Annotated in this window: 13 protein-coding genes; 10 read left to right on the forward strand and 3 right to left on the reverse strand. The window is 64.3% G+C overall.

Translation table 11 applies throughout. From position 1 onward, the window contains the following. Positions 1–2 precede the first annotated feature (2 nt). The 3 genes from tssK to tagH form a co-directional block, all read right to left on the reverse strand. On the reverse strand, positions 3–1,337 hold the full coding sequence (gene tssK, locus ACSSVC_RS02980) for a type VI secretion system baseplate subunit TssK (RefSeq protein WP_346634799.1): 1,335 nt from the start codon (positions 1,335–1,337) through the stop codon (positions 3–5). A gap of 15 nt (positions 1,338–1,352) precedes the next feature. Next, a complete protein-coding gene (gene tssJ / locus ACSSVC_RS02985) occupies positions 1,353–1,859 on the reverse strand; it encodes a type VI secretion system lipoprotein TssJ (RefSeq protein WP_346634798.1) in 507 nt (168 codons plus the stop codon). A gap of 64 nt (positions 1,860–1,923) precedes the next feature. Then, positions 1,924–3,408, reverse strand: coding sequence for a type VI secretion system-associated FHA domain protein TagH (tagH, locus tag ACSSVC_RS02990; RefSeq protein ID WP_492611975.1), 1,485 nt, complete (start codon positions 3,406–3,408; stop codon positions 1,924–1,926). Between the two features lie 392 nt (positions 3,409–3,800). Here tagH and tssA point away from each other — a divergent pair, with 392 nt between their 5' ends. From tssA to ACSSVC_RS03040, 10 genes are all read left to right on the forward strand, one after another. Then, a complete protein-coding gene (tssA, locus tag ACSSVC_RS02995; protein WP_346634796.1) occupies positions 3,801–4,820 on the forward strand; it encodes a type VI secretion system protein TssA in 1,020 nt (339 codons plus the stop codon). Between the two features lie 81 nt (positions 4,821–4,901). Beyond that, complete coding sequence (tssB, locus tag ACSSVC_RS03000; RefSeq protein ID WP_102881305.1) at positions 4,902–5,417, forward strand: type VI secretion system contractile sheath small subunit; 516 nt, start codon at positions 4,902–4,904, stop codon at positions 5,415–5,417. 15 nt (positions 5,418–5,432) lie between these two features. Beyond that, positions 5,433–6,926, forward strand: a complete 1,494-nt coding sequence (tssC, locus tag ACSSVC_RS03005) for a type VI secretion system contractile sheath large subunit (RefSeq protein WP_123728018.1) — start codon at positions 5,433–5,435, stop codon at positions 6,924–6,926. Positions 6,927–7,014: 88 nt separating this feature from the next. Next, positions 7,015–7,503 (forward strand): Hcp family type VI secretion system effector, encoded by a 489-nt coding sequence (locus ACSSVC_RS03010; RefSeq protein WP_011064257.1) that lies wholly within the window; start codon positions 7,015–7,017, stop codon positions 7,501–7,503. Between the two features lie 160 nt (positions 7,504–7,663). Further along, complete coding sequence (gene tssE, locus ACSSVC_RS03015; protein WP_011064258.1) at positions 7,664–8,179, forward strand: type VI secretion system baseplate subunit TssE; 516 nt, start codon at positions 7,664–7,666, stop codon at positions 8,177–8,179. Continuing rightward, complete coding sequence (gene tssF, locus ACSSVC_RS03020; RefSeq protein WP_346634795.1) at positions 8,176–10,035, forward strand: type VI secretion system baseplate subunit TssF; 1,860 nt, start codon at positions 8,176–8,178, stop codon at positions 10,033–10,035. Before tssE ends, tssF begins: the two co-directional genes overlap by 4 nt. Then, entirely contained in the window at positions 9,999–11,051 is a 1,053-nt protein-coding gene (gene tssG, locus ACSSVC_RS03025; protein ID WP_404937913.1) for a type VI secretion system baseplate subunit TssG, read from the forward strand. Before tssF ends, tssG begins: the two co-directional genes overlap by 37 nt. After that, the gene (tssH, locus tag ACSSVC_RS03030; RefSeq protein ID WP_404937914.1) at positions 11,044–13,719 is read left to right on the forward strand and encodes a type VI secretion system ATPase TssH; all 2,676 of its coding nucleotides are present in this window, start codon (positions 11,044–11,046) and stop codon (positions 13,717–13,719) included. Before tssG ends, tssH begins: the two co-directional genes overlap by 8 nt. 135 nt (positions 13,720–13,854) lie before the next feature. Then, positions 13,855–15,795 carry a type VI secretion system Vgr family protein gene (locus ACSSVC_RS03035; RefSeq protein WP_346634793.1) on the forward strand — a complete coding sequence of 647 codons (1,941 nt, stop codon included), beginning with the start codon at positions 13,855–13,857 and terminating at the stop codon, positions 15,793–15,795. 15 nt (positions 15,796–15,810) lie between these two features. Next, the gene (locus ACSSVC_RS03040; RefSeq protein ID WP_123728024.1) at positions 15,811–16,236 is read left to right on the forward strand and encodes a DcrB-related protein; all 426 of its coding nucleotides are present in this window, start codon (positions 15,811–15,813) and stop codon (positions 16,234–16,236) included. The last annotated feature ends 7 nt before the right edge of the window (positions 16,237–16,243 follow it).

Raw genomic sequence — 16,243 nt, forward strand, 5'->3', positions numbered from 1 at the left:
ACTTATCCTCGAATGGCCCAGAAGGCCAGGTTCAAGCCCGGGAATTCCCCCGCGACGTGGAACGCGAAGCCTCCGGAGTGAACCAGCTGTTTCCAGTGCTCGCTGCCACGGTCGAGCTCGTAGTAGGTGGAACCGGCGTGATACGGCAACTGCCGTGGCGCCACCGGCAGCGGCAGCAGGCCGATGCCCGGCAACTGCAGGTTGACCAGATCGCGGATGTGCTCCACCGAGCCCACCTTGCTCTGCTGGGCAAAACGCCCGCGCAGGGTCTCGCCGGGCACGTCGGCGCGCACCACCAGAATGAAGCTGGCGTTCTCCAACAGGGTGCGGTCCGCCAGCATTGCCACGTGCACGCCGTAGGCTTTCTCGACGATCGGAATCGGCGTCGCCTTGCTGTCGATCAGCATCGACAGGGCCTCGCGCAGGGCCTGCATCACCGGAGCGAAGCTCAGGGCCAGTTCATCGTGCTGGTACTGCGGGTACTCCACCGGGCGTCGAGCGCTGTTGGAGAAGGTCGAGAATTCGCCGGCCAGGCTCACCAGCTCGCTGTACAAGCGCTCGGGGTGCAGCGGGCTGATCTGGTTCAGGTGGTTCACCAGCGGCTGGGCGCGGTTCACCAGTTGCAGGAGCATGAAGTCGGCAATTTCCGAAGCGCCACCGGCCCCCGAAGCCACCACCCGTCCGGCCAGGGCTTCGCCGCGCTGATGCAGCAGACCCAGCAGTTCGCTGCGAAAGGCACTCAAGGGCTTGGACGCGGCCACATCCAGCAGCGGCGGGATGTAGCTGTCATCGAGCACCAAGGCGCGGTCGGCGCGCTTCTCCTTGACCCGCACCACGCCGATGGCGGCGTAGTCGCTGAGGCCGTCCGCAGCGGTGAGCAGGCGCAAGGCCCGGGAGCCCACCGCCACCGGCGCACGGTTCTCAAAAGGCGCGTTATCGTCACGCACCTCACGCACCTGGCTCAGGTAGCGGGCGCCACCCAGCGCCTCGCCTTCGTCCACGGTGTCCCGGGCGCCGGCGCGCTTGAGGGGCAGCGCCAGGTACACCAGGCCATCGCGCAGGCTGTCGTCAATGCTCAGCGGGGTCGGCGCCAGGTCGTCGTGGGGAATGTTGAACGGGGTGCCGTCGGGCAACAGGCCGCGGGCGCTGACAATGGCCAGCTTGCCCTGGGCCAGCAGGCCCTGATCGACACGCAGCTCGGAGAATCCCCAGGCCCCCGCCGACAGCGGACGGCTGCGGGCGTCGATGAGGTTTTCCAGGTAACGGTCATGCTGCTGGAAGTGCTGGGTTCCAATGAACATGCCTTCCGACCAGACCACGCGATTGTTCCAGGACATGGTTGCTCCGATTGCCTATTGGGCAGGGCTGGATGGGGGGGCCACGAGCTCGGCGCTGATCGCGCGGACATCGAGGACGATCTGATACTGATTGTTCAGGCGCTGCGCCGTGTTGACCCCGACTCGCCACAGGGCCTGGTCCACTTCGCGATACCCCACCAGCAGGCCGACCTGACGGGTGGCCGGGTCCAGGGTGCGCTTGAGGGTGAACTGATCGCCGGGCTTGACCAGCACTTCATCCTGGTCGATGAGGTCCGGGCCCAGGGTGGCCGGGGCCCGCTCTGCCAGGGCGAAGTAGTCGGCGCGCATGAAGGTGGCCGGGTTCTTCAGCTCGAAGATCCGTACCCGTACCGGGGTGCTCAGGCCATCAGGACCCGGGTTGAGCCCGGCCACGGCCTGGAAACGCAGCTCCACGGTGGTGGCGCCAGGTTCTTCCTTGACCGGCTCGGCGGGGGTTGGTGCGTCCTTGGCACAGGCCGCCAGTACCAGCATGGCGACCAATGTCAGCAATCGTTGAATCATCCTGCGTCCTCAATGACGTGTCAGCTGTCCGTGTATCCGTGTGTTTAGGGGGTTCCAGGCGCGCTCAGGAACGGCGCAGCCGGTGGGTATGTTCTTCGTAGGCGCGACTGAATTCGCGCCCGAAAAGGTCCTGGAAATCGTCCTGGGCCTCTTGGGAAATCTGCTTGTAGAGCGCTGTGAACTGCTGCCAGTTCTGCGCCTGCCGCGAACCGCTGAACAGGTTGCTCAGGCCACCGGGGCGGGCCATGCGGGCTTCCAGCTCACCGGGCTCGAAGCGCCCCAGGAGGTGCTTGATCGCGGCTTCCACGCCGGCCATGACGGCCAGTTGGTGAGCCCGCAGGTCGTCGAAGCTGTCCTGCACCGCCTGATCCGGAGCCATGAAAGCCTGGTTGCTGTGGCGCAGCAGCAGGAGCATGGCTTCGTCGACATTGGGGGCGAATTTCAGCGGGTTGTTTTCCACCGGGCGGATCATCGTCTGCTGCATGCGGAACTCGCCCTTGAGACTGCTGCGGGCACGCAACACATCGATCAGGCCTTCCACCATCAAGCGGTAGCTGCGCCCCAGGCTTTCCATCTGCGCCTGGGCCTGCTGCGGGTCGATGCGCAACTGCTCCAGCCCGGCGCCCCGCAGGAAGGCTTGCAACAGGTCGGTTTGTGGCCCCGACTCGACCGCCGGCGCTGGCACGACGGGAGCGACGGGAGTCGCAGGAGCGACAGGGACAATAGGGACAACGGCGGCGACCTCGACCTCGACCGGCTGCGGCTGCGGCTGCGGCTGCGGCGGTACTGCACCAAATTCAGCGACGCTGGCAAAGGGTTCCGCGACGACAGGTGGAGCTGCCATCGGTGCCACGCTCAACACTGGAGCCGGGCGGGCCGGGGTTTCACCGAACAGGTCCCAGTCATCCGGAATCAACGCCCCGCTCTGGGGCGCCGCCGGTTGGGGCTGAGCGACGGGCTGAGGCACCGCGGTGGGGGTCGGCGGGCGAAAATCGTGCTGTTCGGCGGGCACGTGATCAGGCTGGGTCGCCGGCGGAGTCGCGCTCGGAGCGAGGAAATCGAACAGGTCGGGAAAAGTATCCTGGGCCGAAGCGCCCTGAAAATGCGCCACCGGCGCCATGGCAATCGGCTCGATGGGCGTGGGCGGCGACGACTGGCGGCCCATCAGTGCTTCGAAACTGTTGGAGCTGTCCCCGGAAAAGGCCTCAGCCTGGACACGATTCAGACTGAAATCGATACGCGCACTGATTTCATAATCGCCAATACGAATAACCTCGCCATCTTCCAATGGCTCACTGCTACCCCGGCGCATGCGAATACCGGCGCGGACTAACTCCACACCATTAGTACTGTTATCGGTCAAATAATAACGGCCATCCTTGTATTGGATGACACAATGTCGCGCGGAAACTAAGCGCTCGGGATCAGGAAGTACCCAGTCATTATCGGAACTACGGCCAATTGCCATCATCCCCTGATCCATTAGTTTCTCAGGGCATTGGCCAGGGGTAATCTTGTGATAACTAGTGATAGTCAAACACAGCGACATTGCGCCTCCTTGCTGTACTTCCGCGTGCGAACCGGCGTCGGGAAAAAAGTTCCGTAAAAAAATGAAAAGCCCGCAAAAAATCCTTTAAACAGCGCCGTTCACAGCATGATCGCTCAACTTAAACTACACAGATGACAAAAGCCTTTCGTCCCGCCTCAATCTGACTCGCCGGTCAAGGAACTAATAAGTCGACATAACACTGTCATGCGGGGCGAATAGCTTACCTTGACAAGCCACAACTACTACACCAAAAATGCACAACTTCTTGAACACGGATGATGGCTCACTAGTATCAATGAGTCCATGTTTACCAAGAAATGTGCGCGAGTTCACAAACAACTAGTGCATTAATTGCCTGACTGTCCTGCAGGCTGATAGGGAGATCGAACCAGGTGGATGTACCGATGTTGCTCGCCGCCATTTCAGCAACTTCGCCTTGTGGCGAAGATCTGGAGTATGACGCGGATTTCTTGCACTTGGAGCGGGCCGCACAAGGCCAGCCCGAGCGCAGCATGGGCGACTCGATCCTGCCGGCCGAGCCGCCGGACTGGCGCAGCGTCCAGCAACAGAGCCTGGACTTGCTGGCCCGCAGCAAAGACCTGCGCATCACCCATTTCCTCCTGCAAAGCACCCTGGCCCTTGAAGGCCTGCCGGGCCTGGCCACCAGCCTCGACCTGATCAACGGTTTGCTCCGTGATTACTGGGCCGAGCTGCACCCGCGCCTGGACGCCGACGACGACAACGATCCCACGGTGCGGATCAATGCCCTGGCCGGCCTGGCAGCCGATTCCACCATCGGCCTGCTGCGCGAAGCCATCCTCACCCGCTCCCGGACCTTTGGCCCGGTGAGCGTGCGTGCGGCACTGAACGCCGCCGGCCTGCAGCATTTCTCGGGCGAGAGCCTGGGCTCCGATCACTTGGCCGGGGCCCTGCAAGACAGCGATCCCCAGCACCTTGAAGCCATTCGCCACGCCTTGAGCAGCGCTCGCTCGGCGGCCGAAGCCATCGAGAAGCAGGTCAGCGAACAGGTAGGTTCCGCCGCCGGCGTGGACCTCAGCGCCCTCAAGCAGCCCCTGCGCCTGGCACTGCAGGTGCTTGGCCAGCAGGCCCCGCAAAGCGTCGACAGCCCCGTCGAACAGCACGCCGATGCACCCGCGAGCGAAGGTTCCAGTGCGCCTTTGGCGCCGGCGCCGGCACGGGTTGGCGGTGAGATCAACAGCCGCGAAGACGTGCTGCGCAGCCTCGACCGGCTGTTGGCCTACTACAGCCGTCACGAGCCTTCGAGCCCGCTGCCGGTGCTGCTCAACCGGGCCAAGAACCTGGTCAACGCCGATTTCGCGGCCATCGTGCGCAATCTGATCCCCGATGGCATGTCCCAATTTGAAAACCTGCGCGGCCCCGAATCCGACTAACCCCGGTACGGCCGAACAGTATCGTCAGCGGCAATCACCGACCGACGCCAACACCGTCGCAGCAGCGACCAGGAGCACAACGTGGCGAAGCAAAGTTCTCAAAAGTTCATCGCGCGCAACCGCGCGCCCCGGGTGCAGATCGAGTACGACGTCGAACTCTACGGCGCCGAGAAAAAGGTCCAGCTGCCCTTCGTCATGGGCGTGATGGCTGACCTGGCCGGCAAGCCTGTCGAGCCCCTGGCCGCGGTGGCCGATCGCAAGTTCCTGGAAATCGACGTCGACAACTTCGACTCGCGCCTCAAGGCCATGCAGCCACGGGTCGCGTTCCACGTACCCAACGAGCTGACCGGCGAAGGCAACCTGAGCCTGGACATCACCTTCGAGAGCATGGACGACTTCAGCCCTGCCGCCGTCGCGCGCAAGGTCGACTCCCTGAACCAGCTGCTGGAGGCCCGTACACAACTGGCCAACCTGCTGACCTACATGGACGGCAAGACCGGCGCTGAAGAAATCATCATGAAAGCCATCAAGGATCCGGCGTTGCTCCAGGCCCTGGCGAGTGCGCCAAAGCCTGTGGACTCCGAGCCGAACGCTTAATCAGGACCAACGATCATGACCGAATTGCTGCGTGACAATCAGGCCCAACCCGGCGCCACCGAGCAGGCCAGCGAATTCGCTTCGCTGCTGCTACAGGAATTCAAACCCAAGACCGAGCGCGCTCGCGAAGCCGTGGAAACCGCGGTGCGGACTCTGGCCGAACAGGCTCTGGCGCAGACCGACCTGGTGTCCAACGACGCCATCAAGTCGATCGAATCGATCATCGCCGCCATCGACGCCAAGCTCACCGCCCAGGTCAACCAGGTGATCCATCACCCGGAATTCCAGAAACTGGAAAGCGCCTGGCGTGGCCTGCACTACCTGGTCAACAACACCGAAAGCGACGAGCAGTTGAAGATTCGCGTGCTCAACATCTCCAAGCCGGAACTGCACAAGACCCTGAAGAAATTCAAGGGCACGGCCTGGGACCAGAGCCCGCTGTTCAAGAAGATGTACGAAGAGGAATACGGCCAGTTCGGCGGCGAGCCTTACGGCTGCCTGGTGGGCGACTACTACTTCGATCAGTCGCCACCGGACGTGGAGTTGCTGGGCGAGCTGTCCAAGGTCTGTGCGGCCATGCACTCGCCATTCATCGCTGCGGCGTCGCCGACCGTGATGGGCATGGGTTCGTGGCAGGAACTGTCCAACCCGCGCGACCTGACCAAGATCTTCACCACCCCGGAATACGCCGGCTGGCGCTCCCTGCGTGAATCGGAAGACTCGCGCTATATCGGCCTGACCATGCCGCGCTTCCTGGCGCGTCTGCCGTACGGTGCCAAGACCGATCCGGTGGAGGCCTTCGCCTTCGAAGAAAACACCGACGGCGCCGACAGCACCAAGTACACCTGGGCCAACGCGGCCTACGCGATGGCGGTGAACATCAACCGTTCGTTCAAGCATTTCGGCTGGTGCTCGCGGATTCGCGGCGTGGAGTCCGGTGGCGAGGTGGAAAACCTCCCGGCCCACACCTTCCCCACCGACGACGGTGGCGTGGACATGAAGTGCCCGACCGAGATCGCCATCTCCGACCGCCGTGAAGCGGAACTGGCGAAGAACGGTTTCATGCCGCTGCTGCACAAGAAGAACACCGACTTCGCTGCCTTCATCGGCGCCCAGTCGCTGCAGAAGCCTGCCGAGTACGACGATCCGGACGCCACCGCCAACGCCAACCTGGCCGCGCGCCTGCCGTACCTGTTCGCCACCTGCCGCTTCGCCCATTACCTGAAGTGCATCGTGCGCGACAAGATCGGCTCCTTCAAAGAGAAGGACGAGATGCAGCGCTGGTTGCAGGACTGGATCCTCAACTACGTCGACGGTGATCCGGCGCACTCCACCGAAACCACCAAGGCCCAGCACCCACTGGCCGCGGCGGAAGTGGTGGTCGAGGAAGTCGAAGGCAACCCGGGCTACTACAACTCGAAGTTCTTCCTGCGCCCGCACTACCAGCTCGAAGGGCTGACCGTGTCGCTGCGCCTGGTATCCAAACTGCCGTCCGCCAAGGGCGCCTGACCCATAACCGACTCAAACCTGTAGCCGCTGGCGCAGCGGCTACAGACGCTGAATCAACATCGTGGCAAGTGCCACACAGGGAGAAAACATGGCTGTTGATATTTTCATCAAGATCGGTGACATCAAGGGCGAGTCCATGGACAAAGCCCACAAGGACGAAATCGACGTGCTGAACTGGAGCTGGGGCATGTCCCAGTCCGGCAACATGCATGTAGGTGGCGGCGGCGGTGCGGGCAAGGTGAACATCCAGGACCTGTCGCTGACCAAGTACGTCGACAAGGCATCGCCGAACCTGATGATGCATTGCTCCAGCGGCAAGCACATCGACAAGGTGCGCCTGACCGTGCGCAAGGCCGGCGGCGAAAGCCAGGTCGAGTACATGATCATCGACCTGGAAGAAGTGCTGATCACTTCCCTGAGCACCGGCGGCTCGGGCAGCGATGACCGCCTGACCGAAAACATCACCCTGAACTTCGCTCAGGTGATGGTCGAGTACCAGCCGCAGAAAGCCGACGGCACCAAGGACGGCGGCCCGATCAAGTACGGCTGGAACATCCGCTCCAACACCAAGCGCTGATCCGCTGCGGTCGCCGCCCCAAGGCGGCGACTGACCCGGCCCTCGCGTTGTGCCTGGCACAACGCGGGGACGGTTGGCCAAGACCGCGTCCTCGTGAGTCTTTGGTTATGCCCCTTTTCGTGACGTCATGCCTGCGCAATCCGATCCTGGAGCGAACCCTTTGGTAACCGACATCGCCGCCCGCGATCGCTTGCAACCCTCTTTGCTGGATCGTCTGACCGACGATGAACCCGGCAACCTGAAAGAAAGCCCGGACAAACGCGTGCTGTCCCTGAGCCAGCTCAAGGCCTCGGTACTGCGCGACCTGGCATGGCTGCTCAACACCACTTCGCTGCTGGAAGCCGATGCCACCCTGCACACCCCCGCCGGTACTTCGGTGGTCAACTACGGCCTGCCGGCCCTGGCCGGGTACAGCGCGTCGAGCATCGATATTCCGGCCCTGGAGGCGCTGATCCACCAGGCCATCGCCACCTTTGAACCACGGATTCTGCGCAGCACCTTGCGGGTTCGCGCGCGCACCGCCCCCGGCGAGATGAACCACAACGCCCTGAGCTTCGAGATCGAGGGCGACCTGTGGGCCCAGCCCATGCCCCTGCGCCTGCTGCTGCAAACCGACATGGACCTGGAATCCGGCCACGTCCGGGTGGTGCATGCCGATTCCCGGAGGCGCTCATGAACCCGCGCCTCTTGGAGCTGTACAACCAGGAATTGCAACACGTGCGCGAAAGCGCTGCGGAGTTCGCCAAGGAATACCCGAAGATCGCCAGCCGCCTGACCCTGTCGGGCATGGACTGCGCCGATCCCTATGTCGAGCGCCTGCTGGAAGGCTTCGCCTATCTGACGGCCCGGGTGCAGTTGAAGCTCGATGCCGAGTACCCGACCTTCACCCACAACCTGCTGGAGATCGCCTACCCGCACTACCTGGCACCGACCCCGTCGATGACCGTGGTGCAGTTGCAGGCCGATCCCGATGAAGGCTCCCTGAGCAGCGGCTTCACCCTGGAACGCGACACCAGCCTGCGCGCCGCCCTGGGTCGCGATACCCAGACCTGCTGCGAGTACCGCACCGCCCACGCGGTGACGCTGTGGCCGCTGCAAGTCAGCCAGGCCGAGTACTTCGGCAACCCGGCAGCGGTACTCGGACGCCTGGCCGCCAGCGAGCCCAAAGCCAAGGCCGGGCTGCGCCTGACCCTGCGCACCGGCGCCGAGCTGCCGTTCAACAGCCTGGCCCTGGACCAGTTGCCGCTGTACCTGAACGGCAACGACGAGCTGCCGTTCCGCCTCTACGAACAGTTGCTGGGCAACGCCTGCGCAGTGTTCGCCCGGGCCCCCGGCAGCGACTGGGTCGAGCGCCTGCCCCAGGACGCCCTGCGTTCCCGGGGCTTCGACGACCGCGATGCGGCCCTGCCGGTGGTGCCCCAGGCCTTTCAGGGCTATCGCCTGTTGCAGGAATACTTCGCCCTGCCCAACCGCTTCCTGTTCGTCGAATTCGCCAAACTGGGCCCTGCGGTACAACGCTGCACCGGCCAGGAGCTGGAGCTGATCGTACTCTTCGAGCGCTTCGACCAGAGCCTGGAAGGCAGCGTCGGCAGTGCCCAGTTCGTGCCCTTCTGCACCCCGGCGATCAACCTGTTTCCCAAGCGCCTGGACCGTATCCACCTGTCCGACCGGGTCAACGAGCACCATGTGATCGCCGACCGTACCCGACCCATGGATTTCGAAGTGCACTCGCTGAGCACCCTCAGTGGCCACGGCACCGGGCCGGAGCAGCCGTTCCTGCCGTTCTACGCGGTACGCGACCCGTCACGCTACGGCCGTGACCAGGCTTACTACATCGTCCGCCGCGAGCCACGGGTGCTGTCCAGCGACCAGCGCCGCAACGGCCCGCGCTCGACCTACATCGGCAGCGAGTCCTTCGTCAGCCTGGTGGACAGCCAGCAGGCGCCCTATCGCCATGACCTGCGCCAGCTCGGGGTCAGCGCCCTGTGCACCAACCGCGACCTGCCGCTGTTCATGAACACCGGCAACGGCAAGACCGATTTCACCCTGGCCGACAGTGCCCCGGTGCAGGCCATCCGCTGCCTGGCAGGCCCCAGCCGCCCTCGGCCCAGCCACGCCCATGACGGCAAGGCCTGGCGCCTGATCAGCCAGCTGTCGCTGAATTACCTGTCCCTGAGCGAACAGGGTCAGGGCGCGGCGGCCCTGCGCGAGCTGCTGCGGCTGTATGGCGACAGCAACGACGCGGCCCTGCAACTGCAGATCGAAGGCCTGCGGGAAGTCAGCAGCAAGGCGGTGACCCGGCGCCTGCCGATGCCTGGGCCGATCGTCTTCGGCCGGGGCCTGGAGATCACCCTGCAATTCGACGAAAACGCGTTTCGCGGCACCGGGGTGTTCCTGCTCGGTGCAGTCTTCGAGCGCTTCCTGGCACGTTACGTGTCGATCAACAGTTTTACCGAGACGGTGATCCGTACCACCGAACGCGGCGAGATCATGCGATGGAAAGCCAAGCCCGGACGTCGTCCGACTCTTTGAATACGCTGACGGCGATGCACGCCGAGCCCTGGGAGTACGACTTCTTCCAGGCCCTGCGGCGTATCGAATGCCTGTCGCCGCAACTGCCGCGCTTCGGTCACTCCCTGCGCCTGGCGGACGATCCGCTGCGCCTGGGCCAGCAGGCCGACTGCACTTTCGCCCCCTCGACCCTGGCTTCGGTCACCCCCGGCAGCGAGGGCGCGGCCACCCGCCTGGAGCAGTTCTTCTTCGGCCTCGGCGGCCCCAACGGCCCCCTGCCGCTGCACATCACCGAGTACGTGCGCGAACGCCAGCGCAACAACGCCGACAGCACCAGCAAGCGCTTTCTCGATGTGTTCCACCATCGTCTGCTGAGCCTGTTCTACCGGGCCTGGGCCGAAGCCCGGCCCACGGTGAGCCACGACCGCCCGGACGACGACTACTGGTCCGCGCGCCTGGCGGCCCTGAGTGGCCGGGGCATGCCCAGCCTGCTCAAGCAGGGGTTGATTCCCGACACCGCCAAGCTGCACTACAGCGGCCACCTAGCGGCCCAGACCCGCTACCCGGACGGTCTGCGCGCCATCATCGGCGAATATTTCGGCCTGCCGGTGGCGATCGAAGAGTACGTCGGCCAGTGGCTGGAGCTGCCGGAGCGCAGCCGGGTCGGGGTGCAGTCCCATCAACTGGGGGTGGACTTCTGCCTGGGCAGCCACGTCTGGGATCGCCAGCACAAATTCCGCATTCGCCTGGGTCCGCTGAAACTGGACGACTACCAGGGGATGCTGCCCGACGGCCAGCAGTTCAAGGAACTGGTGGCCTGGGTCGCCGAATACCTGGGCTTCGAGCTGGACTGGGACCTGAACCTGGTCCTGCTCAAGGACGAAGTGCCCAAGCTGCAACTCAACGGCCGCCAGCGCCTGGGTTTCAACACCTGGCTCGGTCAACCCGGCAGTGATGCCAAGGATCTAATACTGGCCCGGCACTACGCCGACCTGGCCACTACCTCACGTACACCAAGGAGCACAGAGCATGGGTGAAATCAGTCGCGCGGCGCTGTTCGGCAAACTCAACAGCGTTGCCTACAAAGCCATCGAAGCCGCCACGGTCTTCTGCAAACTGCGGGGCAATCCCTATGTGGAACTGGCCCACTGGCTGCACCAGTTGCTGCAACTGCAGGACTCGGACCTGCACCGCATCATCCGCCAGTTCAACCTGGAACCGGCGCGCCTGGCCAAGGACCTGACCGAGGCCCTGGACCGCCTGCCCCGGGGCTCGACCTCGATCACCGACCTGTCGTCCCACGTCGAGGAAGCGGTGGAACGCGGTTGGGTCTACGGCAGCCTGATGTTCGGCGAAAGCCAGGTGCGCACCGGCTATCTGGTGATCGGCATCCTCAAGACGCCGAGCCTGCGCCATGCACTGCTGGGGCTGTCCCGGGAGTTCGACAAGATCAAGATCGAGGCCCTGTGCGAGCGCTTTGACGAGTACATCGGCGACTCGCCGGAAAACGCCCTGAACGCCAGCGACGGTTTCAATGCCGGTGCGGTCCCGGGCGAAGCCAGCGGCGCCATGGCCCCCAGCGCCCTGGGCAAGCAGGAAGCCCTCAAGCGCTTCACCGTCGACCTCACCGAGCAGGCCCGCAGCGGCAAGCTCGACCCCATCGTCGGCCGTGACGAAGAGATCCGCCAACTGGTGGACATCCTCATGCGTCGCCGGCAGAACAACCCGATCCTCACCGGCGAAGCCGGGGTCGGCAAGACCGCGGTGGTGGAAGGTTTCGCCCTGCGCATCGTCGCCGGCGACGTGCCGCCGGCGCTCAAGGACGTCGAGCTGCGCAGCCTCGATGTCGGTCTGCTGCAGGCCGGCGCCAGCATGAAGGGCGAGTTCGAACAACGCCTGCGCCAAGTCATCGAAGACGTCCAGGCCTCGCCCAAGCCGATCATTCTGTTCATCGACGAAGCCCACACCCTGGTGGGTGCCGGTGGCGCCGCCGGCACCGGCGATGCGGCCAACCTGCTCAAGCCGGCCCTGGCCCGCGGCACCTTGCGTACCGTGGCCGCCACTACCTGGGCCGAGTACAAGAAGCACATCGAGAAAGACCCGGCCCTGACCCGCCGCTTCCAGGTGGTGCAAGTGGCCGAGCCTTCGGAAGACAAGGCGCTGCTGATGATGCGCGGCGTGGCCTCGACCATGGAACAGCACCATCAGGTGCAGATCCTCGACGAAGCCCTGGAAGCCTCGGTCAAGCTCTCGCACCGCTACATCCCGGCGCGCCAGTTGCCCGATAAATCCGTCAGCCTGCTGGACACTGCCTGCGCCCGTGTAGCCATCAGCCTGCACGCGGTGCCGGCGGAAGTGGATGACAGCCGCCGCCGGATCGAAGCCCTGGAAACCGAGCTGCAGATCATCGCCCGGGAACAGGCGATCGGCGTGGCCATCGGCAACCGCCAGGTCAACAGCGAGAACCTCCTGGCCGCCGAGCGCGAGCGCCTGGCCGAGCTGGAAAGCCGCTGGGCGCAAGAGAAGACCCTGGTGGACGAGCTGCTGGCGACCCGCGCCCAACTGCGGGAAAACGTCGGCCTGGTGGACAGTGACGTCGGCGACGAAAACCACGGCCTGCGGGAAAAACTGCTGGACCTGCAACAGCGTCTGACGACCCTGCAAGGTGAAACCCCTTTGATCCTGCCGACCGTGGATTACCAGGCGGTAGCCTCGGTGGTGGCCGACTGGACCGGGATTCCCGTGGGCCGCATGGCCCGCAACGAGCTGGAAACCGTGCTCAACCTCGACCAGCACCTGAAGAAACGCATCATCGGCCAGGACCACGCCCTGCAGATGATCGCCAAGCGCATCCAGACCTCGCGCGCCGGCCTCGACAACCCGAACAAGCCGATTGGCGTGTTCATGCTGGCGGGCACCTCCGGGGTGGGCAAGACCGAGACCGCCCTGGCCCTGGCCGAAGCCATGTATGGCGGTGAGCAGAACGTCATCACCATCAACATGAGCGAGTTCCAGGAAGCCCACACCGTGTCCACCCTCAAGGGTGCCCCGCCAGGCTACGTCGGCTATGGCGAAGGCGGCGTGCTCACCGAAGCGGTGCGGCGCAAGCCCTACAGCGTGGTGCTGCTGGACGAAGTGGAAAAGGCCCACCCGGACGTGCACGAGATCTTCTTCCAGGTGTTCGACAAGGGCGTCATGGAAGACGGCGAAGGCCGCATGATCGACTTCAAGAACACCCTGATCCTGCTCACCACCAACGCCGGCACCGAGCTGATCGCCAACGTCTGCAAGAACCCGCAGACCATGCCCGAGCCGGAAGAGATCGCCAAGGCCCTGCGTCAGCCATTGCTGGAGATCTTCCCGCCGGCGCTGCTGGGCCGCCTGGTGACCATCCCTTACTACCCGCTGAGCGACGACATGCTCAAAGCGATCACCCGCCTGCAACTGGGACGGATCAAGAAACGCGTGGAAAGCACCCACAAGGTGGATTTCGATTTCGACGACGACGTCATCGACCTGATCGTTTCCCGCTGCACCGAGACCGAGAGTGGCGGCCGCATGATCGACGCCATCCTGACCAACAGCCTGCTGCCGGACATGAGCCGCGAGTTCCTCACCCGCATGCTCGAAGGCCGCGCCCTGGCCGGAGTGCGCATCCGCCAGCGGGACAACGAACTGCACTACGACTTCAGCGAGCCGGCCTGACCCCGCGCCCCTGCTTCCGTAGGAGCTGGCTTGCCAGCGAAGCGCGCGCCACGGTGATGAACCTGGCGCCTTCGCGAACAAGCTCGCTCCTGCGGGGGTGACGCCAGGCACACCACGCATTCAACGAGACTGACGATGCAATTTCAGCAATCCACACGACTGGCTCAGGTCAATTGCCCTCTGGGACCGGACGTCCTGCTGCTCAACAGCATGGGCGGCGGCGAAGAGCTGGGGCGCTTGTTCGACTACCAGATGCAGCTGACCTCCAGCGACGCCAACATCGACCTCAACCAGCTGCTGGGCAAGCCCATGGGCCTCAGCGTGCAGTTGGACGACGGTAGCCAGCGCTATTTCCACGGCATCGTGGCCCGCTGCAGCCAGAACGTCGACAGCGGCCAGTTCGCCAGTTATCAGGTGACCCTGCGCCCCTGGCTGTGGCTGCTGAGCCGCACCTCCGACTGCCGGATTTTCCAGAACCTGAGCATCCCGCAGATCATCAAGCAGGTGTTCCGCGACCTGGGCTTTTCCGATTTCGAAGACGCCCTGAGCCGTCCCTATCGGGAGTGGGAATACTGCGTGCAGTACCGGGAAAACAGCTTCGACTTCGTCAGCCGGCTGATGGAACAGGAAGGCATCTACTATTTCTTCCGTCACGAGAAGGACCGCCACGTACTGGTGCTGGCCGACGCCTACGGTGCCCACAGCAGCGTGCCCGGCTACGCCTCGGTGCCCTACTACCCGCGAGACGAGCAACAGCGCGAACGCGACCATATCTTCGACTGGCACCTGGCCCAGGAAGTCCAGCCCGGGTCCCTCGAACTCAACGACTACGACTTCCAGCGCCCCAGCGCACGGATCGACGTGCGCTCGGCCATGCCGCGTCCCCACAGTGCCGGCGACTACCCGCTCTACGACTACCCCGGCACCTACGTGCAGAGCAGCGACGGCGAGCACTACGCGCAGACCCGCATCGAAGCCCTGCAAAGCCTGCACGAGCGCATCGAACTCAGCGGCAATGCCCGTGGCCTGGGGGTGGGCAACCTGTTCAACCTCACCGGCTTCAGCCGCCAGGACCAGAACCGCGAATACCTGATCGTCGGCATCCACTACTACGTGGTCCAGGAGAGTCTGGAGACCGGCGGCAGCGGCGGCTCGGCACAGTTCGAAAGCCACCTGACCTGCATCGACGCCCAGCAGAGTTTCCGCCCCCTGGCCAAGACCCAGCGGCCTATCGTCCAGGGCCCGCAGACCGCGCGGGTGGTGGGCCCGGCCGGGGAAGAGATCTGGACCGACCAATATGGCCGGGTCAAGGTGCACTTCCATTGGGACCGCCACGACCAGTCCAACGAGAACAGCTCCTGCTGGATCCGCGTGTCCCAGGCCTGGGCCGGCAAGAACTGGGGTTCGATGCAGATCCCGCGGATCGGCCAGGAGGTGATCGTCAGCTTCCTCGAAGGCGACCCCGACCGCCCGATCATCACCGGCCGGGTGTACAACGCCGAGCAGACCGTGCCCTACGACCTGCCGGCCAACGCCACCCAGAGCGGGATGAAGAGTCGTTCGAGCAAGGGCGGCAGCCCGGCCAACTTCAACGAAATCCGCATGGAAGACAAAAAGGGCGCGGAGCAGCTGTACATCCATGCCGAGCGCAACCAGGACATCGTGGTCGAGGTCAACGAAAGCCACTCGGTGGGCAATGACCGCAACAAGAGCATTGGCCACGATGAGTACGTGACCGTTGGCAACAAGCGCACGCGCATCGTCCAGCACGTGGACGAGCTGCGGGTCGGCGAGAAAAAAATCGACAGCGTCGGCCAGAGCTACGTGATCGAGGTCGGCGAGCGTCTGCGCCTGGTGTGCGGGGCCAGCATCCTGGAGCTCAACGCCAGCGGCCAGATCAACCTGTGCGGGGTCAACATCAGTGTCCACGCCAGCAGTGACGCGCAGATCAACACCGGCGGCGTGCTGCACCTGAACAACGGCGGCGGCCCGGACACCACCACCGAGGGCCAGGGAGTCCACGGCGCCATCAGCGCCCTGGTGAAAGCCGCCTTCCCCACGCCCAAGGGCCAGTAAACGGATGCTTGCACCATGACCTATCGCCTCAATGAACTGCAATTCCAAGCGCCCGCCGGCGAGCTGCAGGACGCCTCGATCAACATCCTCAAGTTCCCGCAGCTGGGTACGTCGCTGATTGTCAGCCGCAGCTTGCTGGGCGACGGTGAAACCCTGGAAAGCAACCTGACAAGCCAGCTGCAACGGCTGGAGCAACAGGTCCAGGAACTGCGCTACCAGACCCCGCAACCGGTGCTGCTGGGTCCGGCCCAGGACATTCCGGGCCTGGAGCTGCGCAGCCAGTTCAGCAAGGGCAGCGAGCAGGTGTTCCAGTTCCAGCTGGCCCTGGTGCTGCCCGGCACCCGGCAGATGCTCGCCATGAGCTACGTCAAGGCACAGAAACTCGGGGATGGGGAAGCCGCCCATTGGGCGCAGATCAAGAACACCTTGGTGCTGAGCTGAGGCGGGC

Source organism: Pseudomonas sp. E1BtOHC1, from assembly GCF_058744285.1.